This window comes from Nocardia sp. NPDC059180 (assembly GCF_042754945.1).
Taxonomy (GTDB): Bacteria; Actinomycetota; Actinomycetes; order Mycobacteriales; family Mycobacteriaceae; genus Nocardia.
Genome location: NZ_JBHZBU010000001.1, coordinates 1,047,464 through 1,073,866, shown reverse-complemented (window position 1 = coordinate 1,073,866; position 26,403 = coordinate 1,047,464). Strand labels below are relative to the sequence as shown.

General features: G+C 68.2%; 26 protein-coding genes. 14 read left to right on the top strand and 12 right to left on the bottom strand.

All coding sequences use genetic code 11. The features are described 5' to 3' along the window. Positions 1-5: 5 nt before the first annotated feature. Positions 6-653: a hypothetical protein gene (locus ACFXNW_RS05070; RefSeq protein WP_379415956.1), complete on the bottom strand. Its 648-nt coding sequence runs from the start codon at positions 651-653 to the stop codon at positions 6-8. 198 nt (positions 654-851) lie between these two features. Here ACFXNW_RS05070 and serC point away from each other — a divergent pair, with 198 nt between their 5' ends. The 3 genes from serC (at position 852) to ACFXNW_RS05055 (ending at position 4,262) form a co-directional block, all read left to right on the top strand. Continuing rightward, positions 852-1,976 carry a phosphoserine transaminase gene (serC, locus tag ACFXNW_RS05065; RefSeq protein ID WP_379415955.1) on the top strand — a complete coding sequence of 375 codons (1,125 nt, stop codon included), beginning with the start codon at positions 852-854 and terminating at the stop codon, positions 1,974-1,976. Between the two features lie 225 nt (positions 1,977-2,201). After that, entirely contained in the window at positions 2,202-3,326 is a 1,125-nt protein-coding gene (sepH, locus tag ACFXNW_RS05060; protein WP_379415954.1) for a septation protein SepH, read from the top strand. Between the two features lie 189 nt (positions 3,327-3,515). After that, positions 3,516-4,262, top strand: coding sequence for a DUF6928 family protein (locus tag ACFXNW_RS05055; protein WP_379415953.1), 747 nt, complete (start codon positions 3,516-3,518; stop codon positions 4,260-4,262). A 3-nt stretch (positions 4,263-4,265) separates the two neighbouring features. Here the strand turns inward: ACFXNW_RS05055 and ACFXNW_RS05050 are convergent, their stop codons facing one another. Beyond that, positions 4,266-5,144, bottom strand: coding sequence for an alpha/beta fold hydrolase (locus tag ACFXNW_RS05050; protein ID WP_379415952.1), 879 nt, complete (start codon positions 5,142-5,144; stop codon positions 4,266-4,268). A 102-nt stretch (positions 5,145-5,246) separates the two neighbouring features. On the opposite strand from ACFXNW_RS05050, the gene ACFXNW_RS05045 reads away from it, so the two are divergent. Further along, complete coding sequence (locus ACFXNW_RS05045) at positions 5,247-6,041, top strand: helix-turn-helix domain-containing protein (RefSeq protein ID WP_379415951.1); 795 nt, start codon at positions 5,247-5,249, stop codon at positions 6,039-6,041. Here ACFXNW_RS05045 and ACFXNW_RS05040 read toward each other — a convergent pair whose 3' ends face one another. The 3 genes from ACFXNW_RS05040 to ACFXNW_RS05030 all read right to left on the bottom strand — a co-directional run bounded on the left by ACFXNW_RS05040 (position 6,042) and on the right by ACFXNW_RS05030 (position 8,200). Beyond that, a complete protein-coding gene (locus ACFXNW_RS05040) occupies positions 6,042-6,344 on the bottom strand; it encodes a DUF2537 domain-containing protein (protein WP_379415950.1) in 303 nt (100 codons plus the stop codon). Next, positions 6,341-7,144, bottom strand: coding sequence for a TrmH family RNA methyltransferase (locus ACFXNW_RS05035; RefSeq protein WP_379415948.1), 804 nt, complete (start codon positions 7,142-7,144; stop codon positions 6,341-6,343). The genes ACFXNW_RS05040 and ACFXNW_RS05035 overlap by 4 nt, the downstream gene beginning before the upstream one ends. A gap of 78 nt (positions 7,145-7,222) precedes the next feature. Beyond that, complete coding sequence (locus ACFXNW_RS05030; RefSeq protein ID WP_379415947.1) at positions 7,223-8,200, bottom strand: 1-aminocyclopropane-1-carboxylate deaminase/D-cysteine desulfhydrase; 978 nt, start codon at positions 8,198-8,200, stop codon at positions 7,223-7,225. 294 nt (positions 8,201-8,494) lie between these two features. On the opposite strand from ACFXNW_RS05030, the gene ACFXNW_RS05025 reads away from it, so the two are divergent. Next, positions 8,495-9,700 carry a GNAT family N-acetyltransferase gene (locus tag ACFXNW_RS05025; protein WP_379415945.1) on the top strand — a complete coding sequence of 402 codons (1,206 nt, stop codon included), beginning with the start codon at positions 8,495-8,497 and terminating at the stop codon, positions 9,698-9,700. Between the two features lie 63 nt (positions 9,701-9,763). Then, complete coding sequence (locus tag ACFXNW_RS05020; protein ID WP_379415944.1) at positions 9,764-10,165, top strand: YccF domain-containing protein; 402 nt, start codon at positions 9,764-9,766, stop codon at positions 10,163-10,165. A 10-nt stretch (positions 10,166-10,175) separates the two neighbouring features. Here the strand turns inward: ACFXNW_RS05020 and ACFXNW_RS05015 are convergent, their stop codons facing one another. Further along, positions 10,176-10,613: a MarR family winged helix-turn-helix transcriptional regulator gene (locus ACFXNW_RS05015; RefSeq protein ID WP_379415943.1), complete on the bottom strand. Its 438-nt coding sequence runs from the start codon at positions 10,611-10,613 to the stop codon at positions 10,176-10,178. A gap of 198 nt (positions 10,614-10,811) precedes the next feature. Between ACFXNW_RS05015 and ACFXNW_RS05010 the strand changes: the two genes are divergently transcribed. Then, positions 10,812-11,051, top strand: a complete 240-nt coding sequence (locus ACFXNW_RS05010; protein WP_379415941.1) for a DUF2530 domain-containing protein — start codon at positions 10,812-10,814, stop codon at positions 11,049-11,051. Positions 11,052-11,074: 23 nt separating this feature from the next. On the opposite strand, the gene ACFXNW_RS05005 is transcribed toward ACFXNW_RS05010, so the two are convergent. Continuing rightward, positions 11,075-13,117 carry a neutral/alkaline ceramidase gene (locus ACFXNW_RS05005; RefSeq protein WP_379415940.1) on the bottom strand — a complete coding sequence of 681 codons (2,043 nt, stop codon included), beginning with the start codon at positions 13,115-13,117 and terminating at the stop codon, positions 11,075-11,077. A gap of 114 nt (positions 13,118-13,231) precedes the next feature. On the opposite strand from ACFXNW_RS05005, the gene ACFXNW_RS05000 reads away from it, so the two are divergent. After that, a complete protein-coding gene (locus tag ACFXNW_RS05000; protein ID WP_379415939.1) occupies positions 13,232-13,858 on the top strand; it encodes a TetR/AcrR family transcriptional regulator in 627 nt (208 codons plus the stop codon). 15 nt (positions 13,859-13,873) lie between these two features. Here ACFXNW_RS05000 and ACFXNW_RS04995 read toward each other — a convergent pair whose 3' ends face one another. Both ACFXNW_RS04995 and ACFXNW_RS04990 read right to left on the bottom strand, forming a co-directional pair. After that, entirely contained in the window at positions 13,874-16,744 is a 2,871-nt protein-coding gene (locus ACFXNW_RS04995) for a sacsin N-terminal ATP-binding-like domain-containing protein (protein WP_379415938.1), read from the bottom strand. Between the two features lie 47 nt (positions 16,745-16,791). Further along, entirely contained in the window at positions 16,792-17,781 is a 990-nt protein-coding gene (locus tag ACFXNW_RS04990) for a DUF3027 domain-containing protein (RefSeq protein WP_379415937.1), read from the bottom strand. 17 nt (positions 17,782-17,798) lie between these two features. On the opposite strand from ACFXNW_RS04990, the gene ACFXNW_RS04985 reads away from it, so the two are divergent. The 3 genes from ACFXNW_RS04985 (at position 17,799) to ACFXNW_RS04975 (ending at position 20,994) form a co-directional block, all read left to right on the top strand. Further along, positions 17,799-18,581, top strand: a complete 783-nt coding sequence (locus tag ACFXNW_RS04985; RefSeq protein WP_379415936.1) for a glutaminyl-peptide cyclotransferase — start codon at positions 17,799-17,801, stop codon at positions 18,579-18,581. Positions 18,582-18,661: 80 nt separating this feature from the next. Continuing rightward, positions 18,662-20,488 carry an MFS transporter gene (locus ACFXNW_RS04980; RefSeq protein ID WP_379415935.1) on the top strand — a complete coding sequence of 609 codons (1,827 nt, stop codon included), beginning with the start codon at positions 18,662-18,664 and terminating at the stop codon, positions 20,486-20,488. Continuing rightward, entirely contained in the window at positions 20,485-20,994 is a 510-nt protein-coding gene (locus ACFXNW_RS04975) for a DUF2771 domain-containing protein (protein WP_379415934.1), read from the top strand. The genes ACFXNW_RS04980 and ACFXNW_RS04975 overlap by 4 nt, the downstream gene beginning before the upstream one ends. A 75-nt stretch (positions 20,995-21,069) precedes the next feature. Here the strand turns inward: ACFXNW_RS04975 and ACFXNW_RS04970 are convergent, their stop codons facing one another. Next, positions 21,070-21,489 (bottom strand): cold-shock protein, encoded by a 420-nt coding sequence (locus ACFXNW_RS04970; RefSeq protein ID WP_379416305.1) that lies wholly within the window; start codon positions 21,487-21,489, stop codon positions 21,070-21,072. 200 nt (positions 21,490-21,689) lie between these two features. On the opposite strand from ACFXNW_RS04970, the gene ACFXNW_RS04965 reads away from it, so the two are divergent. Together ACFXNW_RS04965 and ACFXNW_RS04960 are read left to right on the top strand one after the other, a co-directional pair. Beyond that, positions 21,690-21,932, top strand: a complete 243-nt coding sequence (locus ACFXNW_RS04965) for a hypothetical protein (protein ID WP_379415933.1) — start codon at positions 21,690-21,692, stop codon at positions 21,930-21,932. Between the two features lie 386 nt (positions 21,933-22,318). After that, entirely contained in the window at positions 22,319-22,942 is a 624-nt protein-coding gene (locus ACFXNW_RS04960) for a transglycosylase family protein (protein ID WP_379415931.1), read from the top strand. A gap of 277 nt (positions 22,943-23,219) precedes the next feature. Here ACFXNW_RS04960 and ACFXNW_RS04955 read toward each other — a convergent pair whose 3' ends face one another. Beyond that, positions 23,220-23,408, bottom strand: a complete 189-nt coding sequence (locus ACFXNW_RS04955) for a hypothetical protein (protein WP_163823773.1) — start codon at positions 23,406-23,408, stop codon at positions 23,220-23,222. Positions 23,409-23,526: 118 nt separating this feature from the next. On the opposite strand from ACFXNW_RS04955, the gene ACFXNW_RS04950 reads away from it, so the two are divergent. After that, complete coding sequence (locus ACFXNW_RS04950) at positions 23,527-25,812, top strand: helicase-associated domain-containing protein (RefSeq protein ID WP_379415929.1); 2,286 nt, start codon at positions 23,527-23,529, stop codon at positions 25,810-25,812. Positions 25,813-25,839: 27 nt separating this feature from the next. On the opposite strand, the gene ACFXNW_RS04945 is transcribed toward ACFXNW_RS04950, so the two are convergent. Next, positions 25,840-26,367, bottom strand: a complete 528-nt coding sequence (locus tag ACFXNW_RS04945) for a hypothetical protein (RefSeq protein WP_379415928.1) — start codon at positions 26,365-26,367, stop codon at positions 25,840-25,842. Between the last annotated feature and the right edge of the window lie 36 nt (positions 26,368-26,403).

Here is a 26,403-nt window from a genome sequence, read left to right as displayed (position 1 = left end):
CCGGGCTACCGCTCCCCCAGCGAAGCCGCCCAATCGACGGCGACCGATTCACCGCGATCGACGGTGAAGAACGCCACTTCGAGCCGCTTGCCGAGGTCGACGAGACCGATCGCGGCCAACGGCACCGGCTGCACCAATCGCACCCGCCACGGCGACGGCTCGTCCCACGCGTGCAGTTCGAGGTCCAGCCGCAGCACCGGATCATCGCGGCCGGAATAGTCGGCGGCCATGGGTGTGGCGGCCAGTACCGTCGCCTCCGCGCGGCGGCCGTCGGACAGGATCTTGGCGATCCCTACCCGCCCGGGGTCGGCATCGTTGGAGACATGCAGCACCACGCGCTCACGGTCACCCGGGTCGACCCGGCAGAAGATGACGTCGCCCGGCCGCATCCGGTCCAGATCCGCCTCCCGCACGCGCTGGCGCACCCTGGTCTCGTAGGGCAGCTCGCCGTCGAGCTGCACCCGCACCCAGAACACGTGCCCGGCCTCCCTGCGACGCGGGCGAACACCGAGCACGGTGGCCGTGCCGTGCGTACCGCGCAACAACAGCTCGCGCCGCGCCGACCCCGACAGGGCGCCGGCCTGCGAGCCGATGCGCCACGGTAGCCGCGGACGCAGACTCGACAGCGCCAACCCGACGCCGAGCAACCACAAGCCGATCCCCGAACGCCGCGCCCCCGACGCCGTTGCCCGCGACCTGCTCCGTCGACCCCGCCGCGCGGCACGCGAGGACCGCAGCCCGAGTCTTCTGTGTGATCGCCGCCCGGAGTTTGCCGACAGCATGCTCATGAGGGTTCAGGTTAGCCGGAGGGTGGTACACACCACAGCGATACCGCGACTACGCTGTTCGCCATGACCAGTGCGTTCCCGACCATTCCCGACGACCTCAAGCCCGCCGACGGACGTTTCGGCTGCGGACCCTCCAAGGTGCGACCGGAGCAGTTGCGGTCCCTGGTCGAGGTGGGCGCCTCGGTGTTCGGAACCAGCCATCGGCAGAAGCCGGTCAAGGATGTCGTCGCGCGGGTGCGCTCGGGTCTGCGCGAACTGTTCTCGCTGCCCGACGGCTACGAGGTCGTGCTCGGCAACGGTGGCACCACCGCGTTCTGGGACGCCGCGGCGTTCGGCCTGATCCGGGAGCGTTCGCTGCACCTGACCAACGGTGAGTTCAGCTCGAAGTTCGCCTCGGTGGCCAAGAACAACCCGTTCATCGGCGACCCGATCGTCGTCTCGGCCGATCCGGGCAGCGCGCCTGAGCCGGTCTCCGATCCTTCGGTCGACCTCATCGGCTGGGCCCACAACGAGACCTCCACCGGTGTGTCCATCCCGGTGCAGCGTCCGGCCGGTTCGGAGAACGCACTCATCGCCATCGATGCCACCTCCGGCGCGGGCGGCCTTCCGGTGAACATCACCGACGCCGACGTCTACTACTTCGCGCCGCAGAAGTGCTTCGCCGCCGACGGTGGCCTGTGGGTCGCGCTGATGAGCCCGGCCGCGTTGGCTCGCGTCGAGGAGATCAAGTCCTCGGGTCGCTGGACTCCCGATTTCCTGTCGCTGCCGATCGCGATCGACAACAGCACCAAGGACCAGACCTACAACACCCCGGCGCTGGCCACCCTGCTGCTGTTCGCCGACCAGATCGAATGGCTCAACGGCAACGGCGGCCTCGACTGGGCGGTCAAGCGGACCCTGGATTCGTCCTCGCGGCTGTACTCGTGGGCCGAGTCGAGTGAGTACGCCACCCCGTACGTCACCGATCCGGCGCACCGCTCGCAGGTCGTCGGCACCATCGACTTCGCCGATTCGGTCGATGCCGCCGCGGTGGCCAAGGTGCTGCGCGCCAACGGCATCGTCGACACCGAGCCGTACCGCAAGCTGGGCCGTAACCAGCTGCGTATCGGCATGTTCCCGGCCATCGATCCCGAGGACGTCACCCAGCTGACCAAGGCCGTCGACTGGGTCGTGGAAAAGCTCGCCTGAGCCTGTCGAAACCAGGGAGAACCCGCCGCGCCGACCGCGTGGCGGGTTCTCTTTTTGTCAAGCGGGGGAAACTTCTTGGTTCGCAACGGAATAGAGCAGATTAGCCGTGCGGGGCGCGATAGGGGTAGATTTCGATGCCGCGTGTCTTGCGGCGTGATTTACAGAAGTGCACTACTGTTCCAGAACGTGGGCGGTGTCGCGAGCCGACGCGATAAGGAGGTAACGGTGCGTGAACTTCGAGTGATCGGCGTGACGCCCGATTCCGCCCATATCGTCTGTGTGGACACCGAAAGCGGCCAGAAATTCCGGCTTCCCGCCGATGACAAACTGCGTGCCGCCGCCCGCGGAGACCTTGCCCGATTCGGCCAGATCGAGATCGAAATGGAAGCGACTATGCGACCACGCGATATCCAGGCCCGTATCCGCGCCGGTGCCTCCGTAGCCCAGGTCACCGACGAATCCGGCATGCCCGCCAGCCGGGTCGAACGCTTCGCCTACCCGGTTCTGCTGGAACGGGCCCGCGCCGCCGAACTGGCACAGAAGGCCCATCCGGTGCGGCCCGACGGCCCCGCGGTGGAAATTCTCATCGATGTCGTCACCGCCGCGTTCACCGCCCGCGGGCACACTTTGGAAAACGCCGAATGGGATGCCTGGAAAGACGAGAAGGGTTTCTGGGTCGCCCAGCTGCAGTGGCAGAACGGGCGTTCGGAGATCGCCGCGCATTGGCGGTACCAGCCGGACGCACACGGCGGCACGGTGTCCCCGCTCGATGATCCCGCCGCAGATCTGATCGATCCCGATTTCGGGCGCGCGCTGCGCGGTCTGGCCACCATCCTGCCGGAGGAGCCGGAGGCACCTGCGCCGGTCGAACCGCAGGCCGAGCCGAGGCAGCCGCGCGAAACCGCCGCCCTCCCGCAGAATCAGCCTGCGCTCGAAGAGTTCTACGAGCAGCGCGCGGTCGCCGCGGGCGGTGCCACGGCACTGCCTGCCGCGGGGACGACGGGTCCGATTCCGGCGGCAGGTGGTTCGGCCGCCGGTGCCACAGCGGCCGCCCCCAAGGCGCCGACCGCGGGTGGACGCGTCGAGGCCGAGCCCGCCGCGCGCACCGACGTCGAGACCAGTGCCGAATCCAACGGACGCACCGAGACCACCGTCGAGCGCACCCCGGCCGAGGCACCCGAGGCCCCCGCCGCGGCAACGGAATCGGTCGAGCCCGAGGCCAAGAACGCCGCAGACGACGCCAAGACGGGTAGCGGCAAGGCCGCCAAGCCCGCTCGCACCAAGCGCGGCAAGGCGCCCATGCCGTCATGGGAAGACGTGTTGCTCGGAGTTCGCAGCTCCGGTCACTGAGCCCGCGTCGGCGCAGGCACGCCGATGTCGTAACGGGCAAAGCCGCAGCATCGTGCGGCGGGGGCGGGTAGATTTTTCGGTGTGTTGTCGGCTGCGGTCGGCGAGGGCGATGCACGGAACGCGTTCGGCGCACCGTGCATTGCCCGAAGTTCGCGGAGCTCTTTCGTGCAACTCGGGAGGTGCCGAAAAATGCTGTCCAAGGCTTCGTCACTCTGGTACGTCGACGCACCCGATCCGGCGGCGGTGCTGCGCGAGGACCATGCCTCCGATCCTGATGCCGCGCGAGCACTGGCCGAACAACTACACCCCGACAGCGACGTGGTGCCGATCATGGTCGGCACCCTCGGCGGCTGCGCCGGACCCGACGCCGACGAGGTGTACATCGGCTGCTATCCCGGTGTGACCGTGGTGTGTTCGCCGCAGATGGCGCGGGTGCGGCCGACCGCGCTACCCGCGCCGCTGATCCGGCCGCTGGCCTCCGAGCACACCTATCTGATCGCCTTCGACACCGCGCACCGCTGGGGTTCGTTCGCGCATTGGGAGCGTGGTGAATTCCGGCGCGCGTTCAGCGCCAACCGGGTGAACATCCTCGAAGACGAGGGCCTGCCGCTGGTGTGGGAGCGTTCCTATTGGGCCGGTGAGCATCCGGTCCGATTGCAGGTCGGCGATATGCCCGACCCGCAGATTCTGCCGTTCGATCCCCCCGATTTCGCCGACGCGGCCAATAACGAATGGCTCGGTTTCCATTACCGCGCACCGGCCGCCGACGGCGCACTGCTACCCGGCGATCTCTCGGTATGCGGCTTCACGCTGTACCCGAAGGGCCACGCACCCGATCCCGCGGCGCTCACCGCCGAGAGCCGGCCGCATATCGCAAACGGTAAAACCCGTCGCGGGCTGCTGTCGTGGTTGCGCCGTGGGGATCCGGTGGGATGAGGTTCATCGGGCCGGCCGTAGCAGCCAGCGGCGTAGTGCTTCGGAGACCTCGTCGGGGCGCTGTTCCATCAGGAAATGGTCGGCGTCGATGCGCACGAGCTCGGCGCTGTCGATATCGCGGACGAGCTGCTCGGCGGTGGTGATCGGGATGGCGGGCTCGCGGGTGCCCCAGATGATGGTGGTCGGGCAGGTGATCTCGGCCAGCCGCACCGCCAGTTCCGGCCGCTCACGCACTTGATAGCCCGCCCAGAAATGGGCGTACCAGCGGCGCCCCTCCGGTGTGCGGAGCACCTGCAGATAGCGGTCGAGCCGAGCGAGATCGAAGGTGCCGTTGCGCAGATAGCCGGCCATCCCCCAGCGGTGCACCCAGTAGATCGGAGCGGCGGTGAGCAGCGGCCGGCTGAATCGGTGCCGCGCGGCCACGGTGAACATCCCGAACAGCAGGTAGAACGGCGGGTTGAAGGTGCGGTGGGCGCGCGAATTGAGAAGCGCGAAGCGACGGACCCGCTCGGGATACCGCTGTACGAACCCGAGCCCGAGAAAGCCGCCGTAATCGTGACAGGCCAGATCGACCCGATCGAGCCCGAGCGCGTCGAACATCCGGGCGATGCGGTCGACTTCGCTGTCGTAGTCACAGCTCAACGCGGTGTCGCGGGTGGATTCGCCCCAGCCGAACCAGTCCGGGGCGATCACCCGGCGCAGCTGCGACAGCGACTCGATCTGATGCTCCCAGGCCAGATGGCTTTCCGGCCAGCCGTGCAACAGCACCAGCGGATCACCGGTCCCGGCTTCGGCGTAGCGGAGCCTGGCGCCGTCGACGGTGGCTTCGCGCAGGGCGATCGGAGATGGGCTCGTCACGGGTTCGGTTCGGTCGGTGGTCATCGACGCCTCCTGCTCGTTGTCCCTGGTCGCGGCGGTAGCGGCGACGAGTGGTTCCTGCTGACGGGCGCCCGTGCGTGACGCCGCCCGAGTATCGTCGCGCCCATGACACGGTCGGCACTTCCGGAAACGTGCGCCGAATCGTCCGTGGCGAAGCTGTGGCTGCGGCCGGGCCATGCGGTCTATCTGGGGCCGAGCCTCGGGCTGGCCGCGCATTCCACCGCGATCGCTTCACTCGGCGTCGGCATCGACGCGCCGTTTCGGGTACGGGTCGGTGACGGGCCGGATATCACCGCGCGTAGCTTCCTGTTCCGCGCCAGGGTGACCCATCATCTGGTCGACAGCGACGGCCGGATGTTGTTCTGCTTCTTCGATCCGACCTCCGCGCGGGTGGCCCGATGCCTGGGCGGGATGAGCCGGTCGATCGGCGGGTATTCGGTCGACCACGCCAACGAGGCCGACATCGTCGCACTGTGCCGGGACCCGGAACCCGATATCGGACAGCTGCTGGAGCTGGCCAGTATCCCCGTGCCCGCGGTGCGTGACCCACGGATCGCCGCGGTCGCCGCCGCCATCCGCGCCGATCCGGCCCGGCCACAGCGCGCGCCGGAAAGCGCCGGGCTCGCCGGGCTTTCCACCTCGCATTTCCTGCGCACCTTCACCGAGCAGACCGGCACCAGTTTCCGGCGCTACGTCCAATGGGCCCGCATGTTGCAGGTGGCGAGATCCTATGCGGCCGGGCATGATCTGACCCGCGCCGCGGTCGACGCCGGTTTCGCCTCACCCTCGCATTTCAGCGATACGTTCCGGGCGATGTTCGGGCTCACCCCGACCGCGTTCATCGGGGTCGGCGGCGATATGCACATCATGGACGACGAGGTGTCCCCGCAACCGGCCTGACTAGCCGCCGAGCAGCAGCCCGAGCCACGCCAGCAGGACCCCGATCGCGCCGCCCGCGAGCACCCAGCGGGTGACCGGTGCAGACCGCCAGCGCCATGCGGTGGGTGCCACCCCGCCGACCGCGACCAGATTGACCGCCACCGACAGCAGCGGATGGACCTCGGCCAGGGCGGCGCCGAAGGCGTAGACCGCGACCGTCGTCAGGGCCGCGACCAGCACCGTCACGGTGATACCCGCCGACCACGGGGTCGGGTCCTGGCAGTCGTGGTACGGGTCGTAGGGGCTGTTCGACAGATCGCTCATGTCGTCCTCACACGCTCATAGAACGCCATCGCGGCCGCGGTCGCCACATTCAGCGAATCGGTGCCGGGGCTCATCGGGATACGCGCGCGGACATCGGTGGCCGCCATGGCCGCCTCCGTCAGGCCTGGGCCTTCGGCGCCGAGCAGCAGCGCTACCCGATCGCCGGTCATGGCCGTCGCGAGATTCACCGCCGCCGGATTCGGGGTCAGCGCGATGATCTGAAACCCCTCACGGCGCAGGATGTCCAGGCCGTCGGGCCAGTCCGGGACGCGCGCGAACGGCACCCGCAGCACATGCCCCATCGACACCCGGACCGCCCGTCGATACAGCGGGTCGGCGCAGCGTTCGCCGAACAGGATGGCGTCGGCGCCGAGCCCGGCCGCATTGCGGAACATCGAGCCGAGATTCTCGTGGTCGTTCACCCCCTCGAGGACGGCGACTGTGCGCGCGCCTGCGATGACCTCGTCGAGAGTGCGTTCGGGTGGCCGGTGCGCGACGGCGAGCACCCCGCGGTTGAGGTGGAAGCCCACCACCTCGGCCATGACCTCGGCCGAGGCCTGGTAGTAGGGCGCATCGCTGTCCTCGAGGTCGGCCGCCAGCTCCTCGCGTCGCTTCGCCGTCCCGAGCAGTGCGTGCGGACGGAACGAAGACTCCAGCATCCGCCGCACGACCACCACGCCCTCGGCGATCACCAGCCCCTTGCCGCCGGGACGGTCGGGCCTGCGATCGACCGACTTCAGATCCCGGAAGTCGTCGACCCGGGGATCGCTCACCTCGTCGATATCCACAACCACCGCCACAGCCGATATCCTGCCAATCGCGCGGCGTCCGGCCCGACCCACCCCGAAACGTGCGGCCCCACCAGAATCAGTGTGGATTCATCGGGGTCCGTGTGTGTTGAGGAAGACCACCGGCTCGGTGGCGAAACGGCCGGCCCTGTCGAGGTCGATCAACGCTGCGAACGCCTTCGCCGTGTATGTCATCTCGAGTGCAAGACCGGCGGCGGCTGCCACCTGGGCCGCCTCCGCCGCGGCGGTCGTCACGTGCCCGTACCCCGGCCCGAGCCAGCCGTACTCGGTATCGATGTCCGCCGCGGCGTCGTCTACGGGTGCACCATGGGAGTTCAGTAGACGGGCCGTCTTGCCGGCCAAGCGGGTGAGGGTAACGCTGTCGAGCTGCAGCGTGTCGTTGACGACCACGCCGAGTACCCGGGTGCGCAGCCCGGCCAGCCGCAGGCCGAGCGAGAGGCCCGCCGCAGTGCCGCCGGAGCCGACCGCCGTCACGATGTATCCGGGCTCGGGCACGGCGCCGGAGGCGACCTGATCGGCCAGCTCCAGTGCCGTCTCCACATGACCGAGCACGCCCAGCGCCGACGAGCCACCGGCAGGCAGGTAGTGCGGCGGCCGGCACCGGTGTGAATGCCGCACGAACAGCCACGGCGCGATGGCGATCAGGCGGGCCTTGGAGTGCGCGAAGTGCAGTGACGCGCCAGACTCACGCAGCCGCTGCAGTTGACGACGGATGTGGTCGTCGACGGGCTGGTCGATCAACCCCAGCGCGGTGTGGATGCCGTACGCACGGGCGTACAGTGCTGTGGCCAGGCCCCAGTTGGTGCCGAGGCCGCCGACGGTCAGGATCGTATGGGTGCCGCGCCGATGCGCGTCGGGCAACAGCCATTCCAGCTTCCGCACCTTGTTGCCACCCCACCCGCCACTGCCGTACCCGCTCTCGTCCTTCACCCAGACCTGCGAGCGCAATCCTCGCCAGTCGAGTTCACGCACGGGCGTCGGACCGTCGCCGAGCCGGTCATAGGGCAGCGACAGATGCGGGAATCTCTTGTGCAGCAGGCTGTTCATGAACTACCGCCGTCTTCCGGACCGATCCACGTGCCACCGAGACAGGCTCCGGCAGTGCCACATGACAGCCCCTCCGACAATGTTGGACCAATGACCAAATTCTCGATGCGGCGGACTATATTCCGGAGCACGCGACACCGCAACAGCGAGCTTCCGAACGCGTCGCAGGCCGTCGGTTCCCAGCTATCAGGTCGGCGACGCGTGAAACCATGAGCATCCTCGCCGGGACTCTCACCGGCATGATCGCAAAGAAATCGAGTGCGCGTCCGACCGTCGAGATGGCATCGTCGGTACATGGCCATCCAGGACGCCGTCGTGATCCGCGCGGCGACACCAGCCGACTCCGACGCCATCAAGCTCCTGCTCGAGGTGAGTTTCGCGACGCGCACCTCGCCGGAGGAAGACGAACACAGTCCGCAACTGTTCCCGCTGGATCAGGCGCTGGTCGCCGAGACCGGTGGCCGGGTCGTCGGGCACACCCAGTCCGCCACGATGACGCTCACCGTCCCCGGTGGCCACGAAGTCGCCGCCGCCGGGATCTCGGGCGTCGTCGTCGCGCCCACCCATCGGCGCCGCGGCATCCTGCGCGCCATGTACACCGAACAGCATCGCCGGACCGAGGCCGCCGGTCTGCCGCTGACCATATTCACCGCCAGTGAGGGCGGGATCTACGGGCGCTTCGGCTACGGGCCGGCCGTGGTCGAGAAGAGTATCCGGGTGGATCGGCGTGCGGCGGTATTCCTGTCGTCGGCACCGGATCCGGGTGGGGTCGAGCTGGTGTCGCTGCCCGCCGCGAAAGCAGCGATCCTGGCCGTCTACGACCGCTGGCGTCGCATCGTCCCTGGTGCGCAGGTGCGTCCCGAGGCCGCCTGGGCGATCCGCTTCGGTGACCCCGAACGTTTCCGCGGCGGCGGGACCGACCTGTTCGTGCTGCTGCATCCCGACGGTTACGCGCTGTACCGCTACCGCCACGGCGCCGACGGTTCGGTGGTCGAGGTCGTAGAGCTGCGGACAGTGACCACCGACGCGCACGCCGCGCTGTGGCGCGCCCTGCTCGGCCTGGACCTGGTGGATCGGATCGAGGCTGTGGTCACCGACGGCGATCCGCTCGAATATCTGCTCACCGATCCTCGACTGGTCCGCACCACCGGCCGCTACGACGGATTGTGGTTGCGACTCATGGACGTTTCCGCCGCCCTGTCAGCGCGTGCCTATCAATCCGATCTTGACGTCGTGCTCGCGGTGCACGACCCCTTCCGCGAGGCAGGCGGCACCTTCGCGCTGCGGGTCCGCGACGGCGTCGCCGAATGCGCACCGACCGACCGCGAGGCCGAGCTGGAACTCGGGATCGATGTGCTGGGCAGCCTGTATCTGGGAGCGCATCCGGCGCGGGTGTTCGCCGCCGCGAACCGACTGCGTGCCAAGGATTCCGGAGTGGTGCGTGCCGTGGACCAGGCATTCGCCGCCGAACGCGATGCCGAACTCGGCTGGTTCTTCTGAGCAAGTGCACACCAGGGCCTCAGAGGGGGTGCGAAACCCGGTCGGTCCTGGCATGCTCGAGTCATGCAGGTGATCCGGCTCATCCTCAATATCCTCTGGCTGATCTTCGCCGGATTCTGGATGGCGATCGGCTACCTGATCGCGGCCGTGATCTGCTTCATCCTCATCATCACCATCCCGTTCGGCGTCGCCTCGCTGCGCAATGCCGCCTACGTACTGTGGCCGTTCGGCCGCACCACCGTGGACAAGCCGGGCGCCGGTGCGGGCTCGCTGATCGGCAACATCATCTGGTTCGTGGTCGCGGGCTGGTGGCTGGCGCTCGGCCATCTGCTCACCAGCATCCCGCTGTTCATCTCGATCATCGGGATTCCGTTCGGCTGGGCAAACCTGAAGCTGATCCCGCTGGCGCTGTTCCCGCTGGGCAAGGACATCGTGGACTCGGATCAGCCATTCGGCGCACGCTAGCCCGGAACTGTCACTCGGATTCGGCGACGATCTGTTTCATGATTGTGACCGCCCGCGAGAGCACATCGATCTGGTCCGGCGTCAGGCTGGACAGCTGATCGGTCATCCACGCCTCGCGCGCGCTGGCCTCGTCGGCGATCAGCGCGCGGCCGGTCGACGACAGCGACACGATGATCTGCCGTCCGTCGGTCGGGTGCGGTTTGCGCGCCACCAAACCGAGATCGGTGAGCGAGGCGATGACCCTGGTCATCGACGGCGGCTGCACCCGCTCCCTGGCCGCGAGAGCACCCGGGGTCATGGCACCATCACGGTGCAGGGTGGCCAGCACCGATAGCTGGGTCAGCGAGATCTGCGAATCGGTCCGTCGCCCGCGCAGATGCCGCGTCAAACGCACGACCGCCAGCGACAGCTCACCCGCGAGCTCCCGAACATCCGATGGCGTTGTCACAGTTGTGCACGATACGGGACAGTGCCCCGAGTTCACGCATGTTCGCCCGCTCCGCATACCTCCGCATTCGCTTCGGCCATGCGCAGGCTTTTTCGACGGGCTGACCCGGCAGAGCCACTCGTGCGCAACCCCGCGTTCGATGCGGCCATGCGCACGCTGACATCCGATATCGCCGACACCGTCCACTAACCTGGCAGCGTGACCCAGAAGGTTCCGCAAATCCCGCCGCGCCTCACCGATCCCCGGCCTGTCCTTGCGGTCGGCAGTGCGCTGTGGGCGTTGGCCACTGTGGTGGTGTTCCTGAGCGGAGACCGATGGGAGGCTGCGCGCCCGGTCTGTCTGATGGGGCTCGCGGTCGGGTTGCTCGGGTACACGATCTTCTTCATCCAGCGTCGCGGTGCGCGCCGTGGCGACAAGGGTGCACAGACCGGGCTCTAGAACGCCACGATCGTCGCCCCCCGTCAGGCGATATCGAACTCGTCGCTCGTCCCGACGATCGGCGTCAGCGATCCGTCCGTACCCAGCCGATCGGCGAAATGCTGGAAGCGGTAGCGGCCGCGCCCCACATCGCTCGGAATATCCCAGGTGAATCGGGCCACCGAGATGCCGGGTCCAGGTGAGCTCCAATGGAACCGCACCGCCCATTCACCTTCATTGGCCACCCGCTCCCAGCGACCGGAACCCGTGCGCCGCTGCACCTCGAGGAAGGTGCCGCCTCGGCGCGGGTTGTGTTTCGGATGCGCCGAGACGAACTCGACTTCGGCGCGGGTTCCGGGTGCACACGTGGGCGCCGGTTGCACCTGCACATCGCCGAAATTACGGCCCAGCGGCGTGGCATCGGGGCCGGGCGCCGGCACGAAATTCGGCTGTAGCGCGGATACATCCCGTGGCGCCGGGCCGCGCGCGATCTGCTGACGAGCCGCGAAGGCCGTTGCCAGCCGGGTGAATTCCTGCTGGTAGGCGCACAGGGTGTAGCGGCCGTACAGCGTCGATGCACCCTCGTACTGCTGGGCGTCGTACTCCTGCGGCGTGGTCACATACTCGTGATAGGCATTGGCGTACCCCTGCATCAGCACCTGCTCGATGTCCACACCGAGCGCCGCCGCAACCGCCTGACGCACCCGCAGACCGGAGACGACGGTGAACTCACCACCCGCCGCCGCCAGATACAGCTCACCGATCCGGACCAGTTGGATCGGCAGCACATTCGGCACCCACGGCACCGGCGGCAACAGACCCAGCGGCGCGGCGATCGCCTTGGGTGCCTGCGCGTCGGCGAGCCAGGCAGGCGCGGGAGCGTTCGGATCACCGAGCGCGGACAGCAACGGGTTGGTGACGCCCTCCGGAACCGGTCCACCCGGCAAGCCGGGGCCGTCCTCCACACTGCCCGCGATGAGCGAAACACCCGCGGCGGCCGGCGAGGTACGACGTGGTCGGCCGTCGGGCGTGAAGCGGCCGTCGACTGCGATATCGGCCAGATCGATGTAGCACAGCATCGCGTCCACCGGGCCGCTGATCGAATCCGCCGATGACAGCGCGGACTTCGCGGCGCGATACTGTCGATCACCGAGGATGCGCGTGTTGTCGAATTCGTTGTCGGTCGGTCCGGAACCCGGCCGCAGATTCAGATTCGGTGACATATCACCGGAATTGGTCTGCGCGAAGGCCGCGATGAAGTCGGCCCGGCCGTCCAGATATCGCACGCCGTGTTCGGTGTGTTCGAAGCTGAACGAGGCGTAACCCTTGTTATCCGAACTGATCAAGCGGTTCTCGTTGGTCATCGAGGTGTTGTGGGTGGCGAACCAGGTGATGGCGCCGACCTCGCGCCCGCCTTTACGCAACGACAGCACCGTGACCGCCGGGTCGATGGCGTTCGGGAAGTGCTGCTTATCGGCTTCGGGATTGCGGTCGAAGGCGATTCGGGACCGGTTGACGCTGGCATCGTGCAGCTGCGCGCGGCCGAGGGAGAGTGAGCCGGGGCCCAGATCGGCGTGCGCGGCGGCGATGGCCTCGACGATGCCCTGCACCTCGGCGTCGTAGACCTGCTGCTGGAATCCGAGAATGGACAGGTTGTAGGCGTAGTCGTGGGCGGAACCGCCGCAGGTGGCGTGCGAATGCGTCGAGGTCAGCAGCACGTTCTGCTCGGTGTACAGATCACCGAACCGATTGGCGAGTTCGAGCATGACGCCGCGGTGCACGGATTGGAAGATCATGCCGTTGTCGGCGACGACGTAGACGATCCGGCGACCACCGGCGCCGATGATGAACGCCCTGGCGCGCGGTCGCAGATGAATGCCCGCGGTGGTCTGCTCCTGCTGGGAGTAGCCCATCATGCCGCACTCCGCGGCCGGGCCGGTGATATCGGATAGACCCGCGCCGATCTCGTACTCGCCGGGTGCCGCCTGCGCGGATGCCGCGAACACACCCGACAGCCCGGGCACCGCCGCAAGGGCGGCCGAACCCACGGCCGTCCTGGCGAGCATGGTCCTGCGCGTTACCGACATCACAGACTCCCTTCGATCCGATGGCAGCGAACCACACATCTGGACATGCGTCCAGTACCAATTTTCCGGGTCGGCGAATTGACTGATCGGGCCGCGAGCGCTTAACTCGCTCAGGTGTCCTCCCGATTGAGCGTCGAAGAACGACGGGCCCACCTTATCGAGGCGGCGATCGGCCTTGCCGAGAAAAAGGGTGTAGCGGGCGTGACCACGCGCGATGTCGCGCAAGCGGCAGGCGTGTCGCTAGGTGTGGTGCATTACTGTTTCGAAAACAAGGACGCGCTGATGACCGAGCTGGTCAAAGCGCTCTCGATGGAATTGCGCGATTCCGTCGACGCCAATGAAACGGTATGGCAGGACGCCGGGACCGGAAAAACGGCGCTGCAATCTTTGGTGCGCGCAGGCTTGGAACTCATGTGGCTCAACATCGAAGCCACGCCGGAACGTCAGCTGCTCACCTACGAAACCACCACCTACGCACTGCGCGAGGGGGAACAGACGCCGGCGAAATTGGCGATCGCGCGGGAACAGTACGCGTTCAACGATTCGACGGTCGCCGACATCCTCGACCATGCCCGCGACGCCACGTCGACGGAATGGTCGGTGCCGGTACAGACCCTTTCGCGATTCACCCTCAGCGTGATCGATGGGATCGTGCTGCGCTGGCTGGTCGACAACGACAGCGAAAGCGTACGCACCCAGCTGGATGTGCTCAGCGAGATGGTCAGCACCTACGCGAAGTAGGGCCTCGACGGCGGATCAGCCGCCGGCCTGCGGGTTTCGGATATGCGTCGTGTCGCCCTCGCGCCACCACGGCACCGACACCGTGGCCTCCACCGCGCCCGACAACCGGATGCGCAGCTCATCGTGCAGAACCAGATCACCGTCGTCGGGTAGCCGGAACAGTTGGCGCAGGACCACACCCATCGGTTCGGTCGCCCAGGTGCTCGCGCGCCCGGTGCTGATCACCTCGGCCGTCACGACTTCGGAGACGAGTGGAAGATCCAGCAGCGTCGCCAGCGCCGGAGCCGACTCGACCGCGCCCGCCACCAGCCGCTGCGCGGGAATCGCCAGACCGAACCACGGCTGGTCCAGCACCATTGCGTCGGCCGGATCGATGGTCGCGCCGGACAGGGCCCGCACCAGGTCGGGCAGGGCGAGCTCGGTGAGATCGAGATGCTCCTCGGCTGCCGCGAGCAGTGCGTGGGTGCGGACCGCGACCTCCGGTGTCGGTGTCTTCGCCGGGTCCGCGAGCGCTGCCAGCAGGGCCGCGGCGAGGTCCGGTGTGACCGCAGCGGGATCGGCGAGGACGGGACGCAGTGCATCGATTTCGGTCCGCGAGAAACCCGGGGCGGCGAATTCGGCGAGCAGACCGGCGAACTCCGGTCCGTCCGGATGCCGCAGCACACCCAGCGGCGTGCCATCGAGACGAGCGAACCTGCGCAGCCACCAGGTGGTGTAACCGTTCGGGTCCGCCAGCAGCGGCCGGGTCCGCTCGCCGGCAGCCAGCTGACGCAGGGCTCGGGGCCATGCGGTGTCCTCGACCAGATCGAGGTCGCGGACGGCGATCAGCTCGGGCGGGTCCTCGGACAGCCCCGCCCACCAGGCCTCTTCATCCGGCAGGTCGTGATCGGGTCCGGTCGGATCGGTTTCGGTGACGATGGCGAAATCCCAGCCGACGCCCACCGCACGCAATGCGTCGGGGCCGTAGCGATCGACCAGTTCCTGGTCGACGGTGCCGAACGGAGAATCCGCCACCAAGACTTCGCGCAGCGGCGCACCGGGCAACAGCAGCTCATCGGCCGGCAGCGATTCACCCGCGTCATCGGTCAATTCGAGCAGACCGAGCCAGGACGGCAAGGCCGCTGGATCGGTATGAGCGGCCAGCCGCAGCACCGCATCGGTGGTGTCGGGGTCACCGGGATTGTCCTCGAGTTCTGCGCGCAGTCCTGGATCCGACAGCAGATCCAGTGCGCTCGCCTGTCGCGCCCCGAGCCGTGACAGCAGCGGATGCGTCGCGTCCGGGTGGATCAGCCGCGCCCAGTGCACCGGAATCGGCACTTGCAGTTCGTCATCGAGGACGGCGGTGCGGGGGCCGGTGCCCAGGCGCCCGTCGGCCAACGGCACCGCGAGTGCGCCCAGCTCCTCGACCGCGAGCGGGTCGGCGACATAGGGTTCGAGCGCCGCGTACAGCTCGCGCCACCACTGCGGTGAACGTTCGAGCCCGGCCGACAGTTCGGCCAGGCGCGCCAAGCCGATTCGGTGTACGTCCAGGACCGACAGCGCTTCGGCGTACGGGCCACCAGACAGTTCCGGAATCACCAGCGGGCCGAGTACCTCGGCCAGCAGATCCGCCAGTTCAGGGCTGAGACCCGGGAAAACGCTCGCCCGGGTCGGTAGTGCGTGCGCCACCCGATTTCCCTCGGCGACGTCGGAGTCCTGTACGACCGGCAGCCAGGGGTGGGCCTGCAATTCGCGAATGATGGCTTCGCGAAGCAGACCGTCGGCCTCACTGCGGGCGAAACCCGGCACCGGCACCAGAGTCAGGCGGTCGCGTGGGGGTAGGGCACGCGCGAAATCGGCGTATCCGGCGACCAATTCGGCCACGTGCGCGCCGGGCAGCAGGCGTCGGCGATCGGGTTGCATCGGGACGTCTGCGATGAGTAGAGCGGGCAGCGACAGTTCCTCGTCGGAGCGGGTCGGCGCACGCAGCACATCCGCCGCGGCGCGTACCGGCTTGCCGTCGCGGATCGGCAGCAGCCACCTGGCGCGGGGCGCGCGGAACTGCCACCAGCGCTGATCCACACCGGGGCCCGTGATCCGTAGTTCGTCCAGACCAGCCTCGTCCGAACCGGCCTCGTCCGAGGCGCATGCCGCACTGGCGAATTCATCATCGCCGACCCGGATGACGTGCAGTGCGGGCAGTTCGAGCAAAAGGTCGACGACCTCGTCACGCATCGTCGTGAGTAGTGCCTCGGGGTCGATGCCGTCGCGCAACTGAAGCACGATTTCGGTATCGGCCCCGGTAGCCGGTGCCGCAGTACTCGGCCACACCAATCGAAGTGCGGGCGGCTCGATCCGGTCCCCGGCAACCGTGCGGCGCAGTGCCGACTGCGCACCGGTCTCTGGTCGCGAGGCTTCGGATCGGGGCTCACCCGATGACACTCGAACATCGTCGCCGACTGTTCCCGAATCCGCCTCGGCCGGAGGGCTACCGGGCACATGAATATGGCTCTGATGCAGCGCCTCTCGGGTTCTTGTTCGCGAGAACTGCAACGATCCCGTGGTCGAGCGGAGTTCGATCTCATCGCTGACCGTCAGCACCGCGGTGAAGCCGACACCGAAGCGGCCGACGGTGGTCGCGCGGTCGGACTTACCCGAAGCTCGCAGGGCCGTCAGGGCATGCACGCCGGAAAGATCCAGCGGTGCACCGGTATTCGATACATGCAGGGTGCGGCCATCCAGCCACACCGCGATCCGTCCCGGTGTACCGGCCTTCGCGGCAGCATCGGCGGCGTTCTGCGCCAGCTCGGTCAGCAGCCGGTCCCGATACCCGGCACGCACCAGATCAGCCTCGGTGGCCGCGTCCTCCCGCAACCGGGTCGGCGAATCCCGCCATGCGGCCAGCACACCCGAACGTAGGGCCGCCGTCTCGAACGGATCGCCCCCCGGCGCGCTCAGTTCTGCGTCGATGACCCGGGCTCCGACTGGGCGTCGGCCTCCGTCGCGGTATCGGTGTCGGTGATCTGCTCGACAGTCGCGGTAGTCACGTCGGATTCGGAAGCAGTTCCGCCCGACTCGGATTCCGAAGCCGAGGTGGCAGGTTGCTGCTCCGACGCCTGCGCGCCGACCTCCGCGACAGCGGCGTCCGTCACGACAGCCGTGCCCTCGGAGCTACCGGCCTTCGATCCACGCTGCGAATCCACCTGAACGACATCGAACGCGGCGTCGTCGTAGGCCTCATACAACGGCGAGCCTGCCCCTGCAGGAACGGTGACGTCGGAGTGGGCGCCGCATCCGTACTCGGTGTGCACTACGTGGCCATCGGCACCCATCGCGTTACCGCAGACACCGAACGCGGCACGCAGGGCACCGGACAGCGGGAGATAGAAACCGCAGCGGCCACAGGTGGACGGAGCGGCCTTGGCCATCTCGGTGTCGGGGCCGAACTCGGTGTACCAGCGCTGGGCGGCCTCTTCGCGACCTTCGAGGCTGAGTACCTGGGTGCGACCCAGACCCACCTGGTAGGCGACGTCGTCGACCTCGGGATCGCCGGTGGCGGTGTAGCCGGGCGCCAGCCGCGGGTCGCCGGGCAGCGGGGCCAGCAGATCGCCTGGGGCCAGATCGCCGGGACGGACGCGCTGGTCCCACGGCACGAAATCGGGCGCGATCAACGCGTCCGGCCCGGGCAGCAGCGCCGACTCGCTGACGGTCGGATGGTCCGCGCCCGGCGGCGCCGCCACCACGACCGCCCACTGCCAGCCGCGATAGCCGGGCAGCGTGGCCTCGAAGCGGTGCGTCGCGGCATTGTCGTCGTCCTCGGCGGACACACCAAGATGCGTACCGACCCCGGATGGCTCCAGCTCGAGGAGCGCACGACGGGCAAGCTCGACGGCGTCGGCCAGGATCGGCCGCACGCCGGAGTCCGAAACAGAAACTGCGCTCACGGCCTACATTTTGCCGTATGGAGACCGATCGGCGTTCGCTGGCCGTCGCTGCACTGCTCTGCCTGGTCACCGCGACGGGTTGTGCGGGCGCCGACGACCCGGCAGATAACGCGCCACACCTGGTCGTGGAGGTCGTCGGTACCTCGCCGCACGACACGCAGGCCTTCACCCAAGGCCTGCAGATCAACGACGGAGTGCTTTATGAGAGCACCGGCATGCCGGGCGAGTCGGGCGTGCGCGCCACCGACCGTGCGACCGGTGCCGAACTCGCCGGGGTGCAGCTGCCGTCTCCACTGTTCGGTGAGGGCATCGCCACAGCGGGCGACACACTCTGGCAGCTCACCTGGAAGGACGGCATCGCCTTCGCCCGCGACCCGGTGACCCTGGCCGAGCGCGGACGGGTCTCCTACGAGGGCGAGGGCTGGGGTCTGTGCGCCGGCGACGGACGCCTGGTGATGAGCGACGGTTCGGCCACCCTGACCTTCCGCGATCCGGTCACCTTCGCCCCCACCGGCTCTGTCGAACTGCAAGGCCGCAGTTCAGCGCGCCTGAACGAGCTGGACTGCGCGGCCGACGGATCGGTCTACGCCAACAACTGGCCCTCCGACGAGATTTTGCGCATCGACCCCGATACCGGGGAGGTCCTCGCTGTGATCGATGCCTCTGGCCTGCTCCCCCCACGCGAGCGCGCAGGCGCCGATGTCCTCAATGGCATCACCCAGGTCCCCGGCACCGACCGCTTCCTGCTCACCGGCAAGTACTGGCCCACCATGTTCGAGGTGCGTTTCGTGCCCTCCTGATACGCGAACCACATCACTTTCGGCGAAATCGACGGAGAGTGCGTGAACCCCACACGCGGTTGTGGGCCAGAATTGAGGTTGTGACGACTCCCAGCGATCCCCCCGGTCCCGATCGCGGTCGGTGGGACGGCGAAGAGTACCCACCGAACGAGCAGCATCCCGGCTTCGACCGGTACCCACCGCCCAACGCACCGCGACGACGTCGCCCGCTGCCGCCGCTACCGCCGGACCATCCCGGCACCGTCCCACCACCACCGACCCGTCCGCTGACCGAAGTGGGCCGCAACGCCGAGCGTGACACCGGCCGCGGATCGGGCAAGAAGTTCACGCGGTCGATGCGCAAGGGCGCGCCGGAGCAACCACCCCGGGTCGACGACCGCCGCGAGGAGCAGACAGACGACCCCGGACGAGTCGACGACCGTCGCGTCCCGCGCAAGCTCACCGTCACCAGGGTCGCCGCCCTGCGCGGCAAGGAGCTCACCGAGAAGGGGTTCGCCACCTTCCAGCGCGCGGCCAAGGCCGACGGCGCCGACAAATCCGGCCTGACCGCGTTGACCTACGCGACCATGACGAACTTCGCCCTTGACGCCGCGATCGCCGTCGCGCTGGCCAACACGCTGTTCTTCGCCAGTGCGACCGCCGAGAGCAAAACCAAGGTGGCGTTGTATCTGCTGATCACCATCGCGCCGTTCGCGGTGATCGCGCCGCTGATCGGGCCCATGCTCGACCGGTTGCAGCGCGGGCGCAGGCTCGCGCTGGCGTCCTCATTCGCGGTGCGCGCGGTACTGGCGGTGGTGCTCATCGTCGACTTCGACACCTGGGCGTTGTATCCGCTGGCGCTGTGCATGATGGTGCTGAGCAAATCGTTCGCCGTACTCAAGAGCGCGGTGACACCACGCGTACTGCCACCGGGGATAGACCTGGTCCGAACCAATTCGCGATTGACAGTGTTCGGCCTGGTCGGCGGGACGATCGGAGCCGGCGCGATCGCCGCGATCGCGGCTGCCGCCTTCGGCTCGACGGGTGCGCTGGTGCTCGCGGTCGTCATCGCGTGCGCAGGTACCTATCTGAGCCTGCACATTCCGCGTTGGGTCGAGATCACCGAGGGCGAGGTGCCTGCCACCCTCAGCTATCACAGCGACGACCCCGACACCGAGGTCATCCCCTCGGGTAAGAAATCTGCCGTCCCCGCCCGCAAACGCCGTCAGCCGCTGGGCCGCTCGGTGGTGACCGGCCTGTGGGGCAACAGCACCATCCGGGTACTGACCGGATTCCTCACCTTCTATGTGGCGTTCGTGGCGAAGGCCACCGAGCATCGGCCGGTGCAGCAGGCAGCCATGCTCGGGGTGGTCGGTGCCGCCGCCGCGATCGGCAACTTCGCCGGTAATGCCAGCGGCGCGCGGATCAAACTGGGCAGGCCGTCGCTGATCGTGGTCAACTGCACCGCCGCGTGCGCGCTGGTCGCGCTGTTCGCGATCTTCGCCGACAACCTGCTCGGTGCTGCGGTGGCGGCATTGGTCGCCGCGTGTGGCAGCGCGCTGGCCAAGGTGTCGCTGGATGCCGCGATCCAGGACGATCTGCCGCCGGAGTCGATCGCGTCCGGATTCGGGCGTTCGGAGACCGTGCTCCAGCTGAGCTGGGTGGCGGGCGGCGCGGCCGGTGTGCTGCTGCCGACCGACTACTGGAAGGGTTTCGCGGTGGTGTCGGTGATCTTGGTGGCAGGCCTGGTCCAGACTGTGGTGAGTTATCGCGGCCATTCACTGCTGCCCGGGCTGGGCGGCAATCGGCCGCAGCACGCCGAACAGGTGGTGCCCGCACCGTCATCGGACACCACAGCCCATAAATCCGGCACCGCCCGGCGCCACGGCGAGACCGCCGATATCAAACGAGGGGATCCCATCTGGTGAGCACACTCAACGCCCGCACCATCGTCGCGCTGTTCACCGCAGGCGTGCTGCTGCTGTCGACCGCCTTCGTCGGTGTGCTGACGGTGCTCGTCCAGAACGCCGACGAGCACGACCCGGAGATCACCGCCTACGCACACGGGCGCACGGTCACCGTCGCGCCGTTCATGTACTGCACGGTGCGGATGGAGAACTGCCGCTACGGCCGGACCGTCAGCCTCGAGGTGCCGCCGGGCTACCCGTTGCAGCTGTCGCTGCCCAACGAGATCTCCGACGCCCCATGGCTGATCCAGCAGGTGTACGCGCTGCCCTCCGGCGAGGAGATCGCGAAGGTGAGCAGGCATACCGATTTCCCGGAGGGAGTGCGCGCCATCACCATCGAGTCACAGCCCGACCCGGATCTGCGACTGGTGGGCGTGGAGATGCAGCTGCCGATTCTGGCGCGTGACGAGACCGGCGCGGAGTTCTACGTCCCGCACGCGGCCTGGTCGATCAGCACCGCAGAGTAGTGACGACAGCAAAACGGTCGTAGGCATTGCGTGATGCCTACGACCGTTGCGCTTTTCGACGGTACCGCGCTGCGCTCAGTGATCGAGTTCGCGGGCAACAGCCCGCACGACCTCGGAGATGCGCTGCGCGGTCTTGCGATCCGGGTACCGGCCCTTGCGCAGATCCGGCTGCACCGTGGCCTCGAGCAAGGTGATCATGTCTTCGACCATGCCGTGCAGCTCGTCGGGCGAATGCCTGCGGGCGACCGGCTCCTTGCGGCCCGAACGCTCCTGGCCCTGACGGACCGACGGCGGCGCCTCCAGCAGCTTCAGGCTCAACGCCTGCGGGCCGCGGCGGCCTGCGGCCATCCCGAACTCCACGCGCTGCCCCGGCTTGAGGGATTCGATGCCCTGGGGCAGCGCGGACGAGCGCACATAGACGTCCTCACCCTCGTCCTGGGAAAGAAAGCCGAAGCCCTTTTCGACGTCGTACCACTTCACCCTGCCGGTCGGCACTGCGCTCACCCGTTCATCATTCGAAACCCGGACCCTTGCGGCCCGGGCGGATCCGTATGCGAAGCACCTGCGCGGCGGCGCCGCGATCAGGCCTTGCCCTTTGTGCGAAAGAACGCGCCCCACAGGTATGCAGGACGCGCATTGCCGTCGAGTCTACCCCGGTGCCCACCTCTCGAGCACATCAGTTTTACGGTGCAGCTGTGACGAACACTCCCCCGCAACCGCCCTCGGGCGGATCGCCGCGCCGTTCCGGAGACTGGTTGCTGCAGCTCGCGCTCGGTGCCTTCGCGGTCGGACTGCTGGCGATTGTCGCCATTTTCCTGACGCCGATCCTCACCGACGGGAAGCCGGGACTTGTGCTGTATCTGCTGGCGATGCTCACGCCGGTCGGCTTCGTCTTGGCGCTGGTGTTCACACTGCGCTCCGGGCGACGAGCCAAGTGACGTCAACTGATTACCCCGGGCAACTGTTACCGAACCGGGCCTGTGATCCTCGTCACATAACGAGCAGATAACAGAACGTTCTTGCAGCCGTGCCGACCATCCCGCACAGCCCCTAGCTGCACAGAGGCGTCTATGCCCACTCGAGACCGCTCCGAGACCCCCGCGTACACGCCGGTTACCAAATGGTGATTTTTCGCGAGGATCGTCGTACCGTCTTACCCAGCCGGGACACCCGGCAACCAAACCACCGGCCCGCCGCACCGAACCTCACCCCGCGGGTACCGGAACCCCGACGCAATTGAGGGGTGAGGGCGGGACGGACGACCTCTCAGTCCGGGCCCGAGCGAGAGCCTCGCAGGTGCGTACGAGAGGAAGACGAACCCGATATGAGTGGACGCCATCGCAAGCCATCCTCCACCGGGCGCACCGTAGCCAAGGTCGCCGTCACCGGCGCCATCATGGGCACCGCAGGTGTGGCCCTCGCCGGAAACGCCAGCGCGGCACCCGACTCCGACTGGGATCGACTCGCGCAGTGTGAGGCCGGAGGTAACTGGGGGATCAACACCGGCAACGGTTACCAGGGCGGACTTCAGTTCTCCCCGAGCACCTGGAACGCCCACGGTGGTGGCGAGTACGCCGCGACCGCGAACCAGGCCAGCCGGGAACAGCAGATCGCGGTCGCCGAGAAGGTGCTCGCCTCCCAGGGCTGGGGCGCGTGGCCGTCCTGCTCCGCATCGCTCGGCCTGAGCAGTGCAGCTACCCCCCGTTCGGCTCCCGCCGAGGCCGAGAGCCCGCGCTGGCAGCCGGCCGCGCCGCAGCAGCAGGCCGCCGACAGCAGCCAGCAGGTGTTCGACACCGTCGACCGCGCGATCGCGGTTGTGCAGGCGCAGGGCGTTCAGGTTCCGCAGCAGGCGCTGGACATGTTCAACGCCGCCAAGGCCAACGGCACCAAGCTCGACCCGGCCGTCGTGAACTTCTTCGAGGCGAACAAGGGTCTGCTCCCCTCCTGACCCGAGTCTCGTACGACTGTGGCCCCGCATCCGATCGGATGCGGGGCCACAGTCGTTTTCGCGTGTGATGTGGCGGGTTCCTCTGCTCTTCGGCACCGGCCGATGAGAACCTGCCCACCCGCACCGAATCAGCTCCAGGCACGCCGAAGCCGTCCACGGACATACGTCAACGCGGACGGAGAGTCGAGAGCATCGCCGAATGCGATGAACTACCGGAGGCCGAGACCTCTGTGACGCCCGCGGTCCGCGACGACGGTCGGCGGCCGGGGCGGACGGCTCAGCGGTTGATAACGGTGTTCGGGTGGACGTAGGGCAGCTGATCGGCGGCCACCGGGAACTCTGTGTCCTCACCGAACGGCGACAGGTTGCCCGAGCGCGAGGACGACAGTTCGGTCACCGCATGCTCACCGTCGGCCACCTGCGGCCAGCCGTTGTCGACATAGGGCTTCTTCGATTTGTTCACCACGCGCCCATTCTGGCATGTGGCCGGCGCGAACCGGCACATGGTCGGCGCGAATCCGCGGTGCGGGCGCGCGCGGCTCCTGCTCCGGCGGCATGCGGCCGCACATCGTAGGCTGAATCCGATGACCGGTACCGACTCTTTGGCCGACTGGCTCGGCGCCCGCGGCGATGCCGAGCTGGTCGCGCTGCTCGAGCTGCGACCCGATCTGGCGGTGCCACTGCCGTCCTCGATGACGGTGCTCGCCGCCCGCGCCGAACAGCGCGCCTCGGTGCTGCGCGCCGCCGACGAACTCGACACGCTCGAATTCGCCATTGTGGAAACCCTCGCGGTGCGGGCGGCGTCGGCGCACGAGCCGTTGACACGCCGCGAGCTGAAGAAGATGCTGCGCGATCGAGTCAAGGCAGCCCCGGTCGACGCCGCGGTGAAGCGATTGACCGACCGCGCGCTGGTCTGGCTCGACGGTGACGCACTGCGGCTGGTTCCTGCCGCCGCGGAGGCACTTCCGTGGCCGATGGGCAGCACCACCGAACTACCGGACGCGCTCACCGAACCGGAGGTGACGGCCGCACTGGCCGAAATCTCCCCCACCGAACGGGCTTTGCTGGACAAACTGGCCGCGACCGGCCCGCGCGGGCGCACCAAGGACGCCGCCCCCGGCACCCCCGCCGATCGTCCGGTGCAGCAACTGCTGAGTCGGCGCCTGCTGCGTCCACTGGATGACGAGACCGTCGAGCTGCCCCTCACCGTCGCCCAGGTGCTGCGAGGTGAACCGGTCACCGATCCGCACGCGCTCACACCTCCGCGTCCGGCCACGTCCGAGCATTCCCCGGCCGAGGTGAACGCGGTGGCCGCGGGCGAGGTCGGGGAACTGCTGCGCCATGGCGCGAGTGTGCTGGAAGTCCTGGGTCAGGCACCCGCTCCCGCCTTGCGCGCGGGTGGGCTCGGCGTGCGGGAGACGCGCCGGATCGCCAAACACGCGGGCACCGACGAACAGCGCACCGGTCTGCTGATCGAGCTGCTGGCCGGGGCCAAGCTGATCGATCGTGGCCTGCCCGACCCGCCACCGGATGTCGACAGCACCGACGACTTCTGGGCACCCACCCCCGCCGCCGACTCCTGGTTGGAAGCACCGCCCGCCCGGCGCTGGGCGACATTGGCGCAGGCCTGGCTGGAATCGGATCGGGTGCCGTGGATGATCGGCATGCGCGACGCCAACGACAAACCCCTCGCGGCCCTCGCCCATGAGCTGCGCACTCCGCACGCCGTACGCGACCGGCGGGCGATGTTGCGGGCACTGGCCGAACAGCAGGCGGGCACCGGGCTCGAACCTGCCGACGCCGCGCGCATGCTGGCCTGGCGGGCGCCACGCTGGCGCAGGCATTTCCGGGTCGAAGCTGTAGAACGCACCTACGCGGAGGCTGCCGCGCTCGGCGTCATCGGCCGCGGTGCGCTGAGTGCGCCAGGGCGTGCGCTGCTTGCCGAGGAACCGAACAGCGTCAGCGAGGCCGAAGCGGCCATGGAGCAGGCGCTGCCGGATCCGGTGGATCATGTGCTGGTGCAGGCGGATCTGACGGTCATCGCACCCGGTCCGCTCACCGCGGAGTTGCAGAGCCGGATCGCGCTCGTCGCCGATGTCGAATCGGCGGGCGCGGCAACCGTCTACCGGATCGGCGACACCTCGGTGCGGCGCGCTCTCGACGCCGGGCTCACCGCCGCCGAATTGCACGCACTCTTCGCCCGGCATTCGCGCACGCCGATACCGCAGGCGCTGACCTATCTGATCGATGATGTGGCACGGCGCCACGGCCAACTGCGGGCCGGAATGGCGCAGTCGTTCGTGCGCAGTGACGATCCGGCGCTGCTGACCCAGGTCCTCACCGCTCCGGTGGCCACCGAACTCGCCTTGCGCGCGATCGCGCCGACGGTGGCGATCTCGCAGGCACCGCTCGGCGAGCTGCTCGACCGGCTGCGTGCGGCGGGTTTCGCTCCGGCCGGGGAGGATTCGGCGGGCGTGATCGTGGATCTGCGGCGGCGCGGCGCCCGAATCGCGGTGCGCCCGAATGCCAGGCATGCCTATCGGCCGGTGCCGCCGAGCACCGAGCAATTGGAACTACTGGTGCGGGAACTGCGGGCCGGTGAGCGGGCAGCCAGCGCCAGGTCGGCGCAGGCCGTGCGCACCGACGGCACCCGCACCGGAACCGCCGCGACGCTCGCGCTGCTGCAATTGGCCGCGCGCGGGCGCCGGGCGGTGAACATCGGTTACGTCGACGCGCAGGGCACGGCCATTCAGCGAGTCGTGGAACCGCTGCGAATCGGCAACGGTCAGCTCGACGCGGTGGATCCGGTGACCGGCGCGGTCCGGCACTTCACACTGCACCGGATCGCGTCGGTCGCCCTGCTGGAATAGCTACAGCCCTGCTGGAACAGGCGCTGATCAGGCCTTGGGATCGCCGAGGCAGAAGGTCGTCTTGGGATCGGTCACGGTGATGAACTTGTTGGCCTCGGCACCGCACAACAGTTCGTCGGCCTGACCGTCGATCCGCTGGATCACTCGGAAGCTGGCGTCGGCAGAGGCGCAGTCGGCGAAGCTATAGCCGGAGAGCATGCTGTCGGCGTAGCAGCTGTCCTGCTTGAAATTGGGCGCCAGGCACAGGAACGCGGTGGTCCCGCCGTTGAGGGTTTCCTCGTAGGAGGTGTAGTCCTCGGCGCATTCGGTCTTGGTCTCGTGGGTCTGAACCACCTTGTAGACGGCCTTCTCCGACGAGCAGTCGACCGGCTCGGTCTCGGAGTCGACCGCCGAGCTGCTGATGACGTTGATGCATTCGCCGACCTCGGACTTGGCCGTGTCGGATTTGCCCGCGTCCTCGAACATCGAACATCCGGTCACCGCAACCGCCAGCGCGACCGCTGCGACGAAGGCGAGCATGATGCGCGCCAGCAGCCGCGTTCCTGGGAACTTCACGTGAAAACCTCTCTTACCGAAGCGTTCACTGAATCA

Coding starts and splice junctions, on each gene's coding strand:
- serC (WP_379415955.1), top strand. CDS start 852: ATGACCAGTGCGTTCCCGACCATTCCCGACGACCTCAAGCCCGCCGAC.
- ACFXNW_RS05055 (WP_379415953.1), top strand. CDS start 3,516: ATGCTGTCCAAGGCTTCGTCACTCTGGTACGTCGACGCACCCGATCCG.
- ACFXNW_RS05050 (WP_379415952.1), bottom strand. CDS start 5,144: ATGACCACCGACCGAACCGAACCCGTGACGAGCCCATCTCCGATCGCC.
- ACFXNW_RS05045 (WP_379415951.1), top strand. CDS start 5,247: ATGACACGGTCGGCACTTCCGGAAACGTGCGCCGAATCGTCCGTGGCG.
- ACFXNW_RS05040 (WP_379415950.1), bottom strand. CDS start 6,344: ATGAGCGATCTGTCGAACAGCCCCTACGACCCGTACCACGACTGCCAG.
- ACFXNW_RS05030 (WP_379415947.1), bottom strand. CDS start 8,200: ATGAACAGCCTGCTGCACAAGAGATTCCCGCATCTGTCGCTGCCCTAT.
- ACFXNW_RS05025 (WP_379415945.1), top strand. CDS start 8,495: ATGGCCATCCAGGACGCCGTCGTGATCCGCGCGGCGACACCAGCCGAC.
- ACFXNW_RS05020 (WP_379415944.1), top strand. CDS start 9,764: ATGCAGGTGATCCGGCTCATCCTCAATATCCTCTGGCTGATCTTCGCC.
- ACFXNW_RS05005 (WP_379415940.1), bottom strand. CDS start 13,117: ATGTCGGTAACGCGCAGGACCATGCTCGCCAGGACGGCCGTGGGTTCG.
- ACFXNW_RS04985 (WP_379415936.1), top strand. CDS start 17,799: ATGGAGACCGATCGGCGTTCGCTGGCCGTCGCTGCACTGCTCTGCCTG.
- ACFXNW_RS04960 (WP_379415931.1), top strand. CDS start 22,319: ATGAGTGGACGCCATCGCAAGCCATCCTCCACCGGGCGCACCGTAGCC.
- ACFXNW_RS04950 (WP_379415929.1), top strand. CDS start 23,527: ATGACCGGTACCGACTCTTTGGCCGACTGGCTCGGCGCCCGCGGCGAT.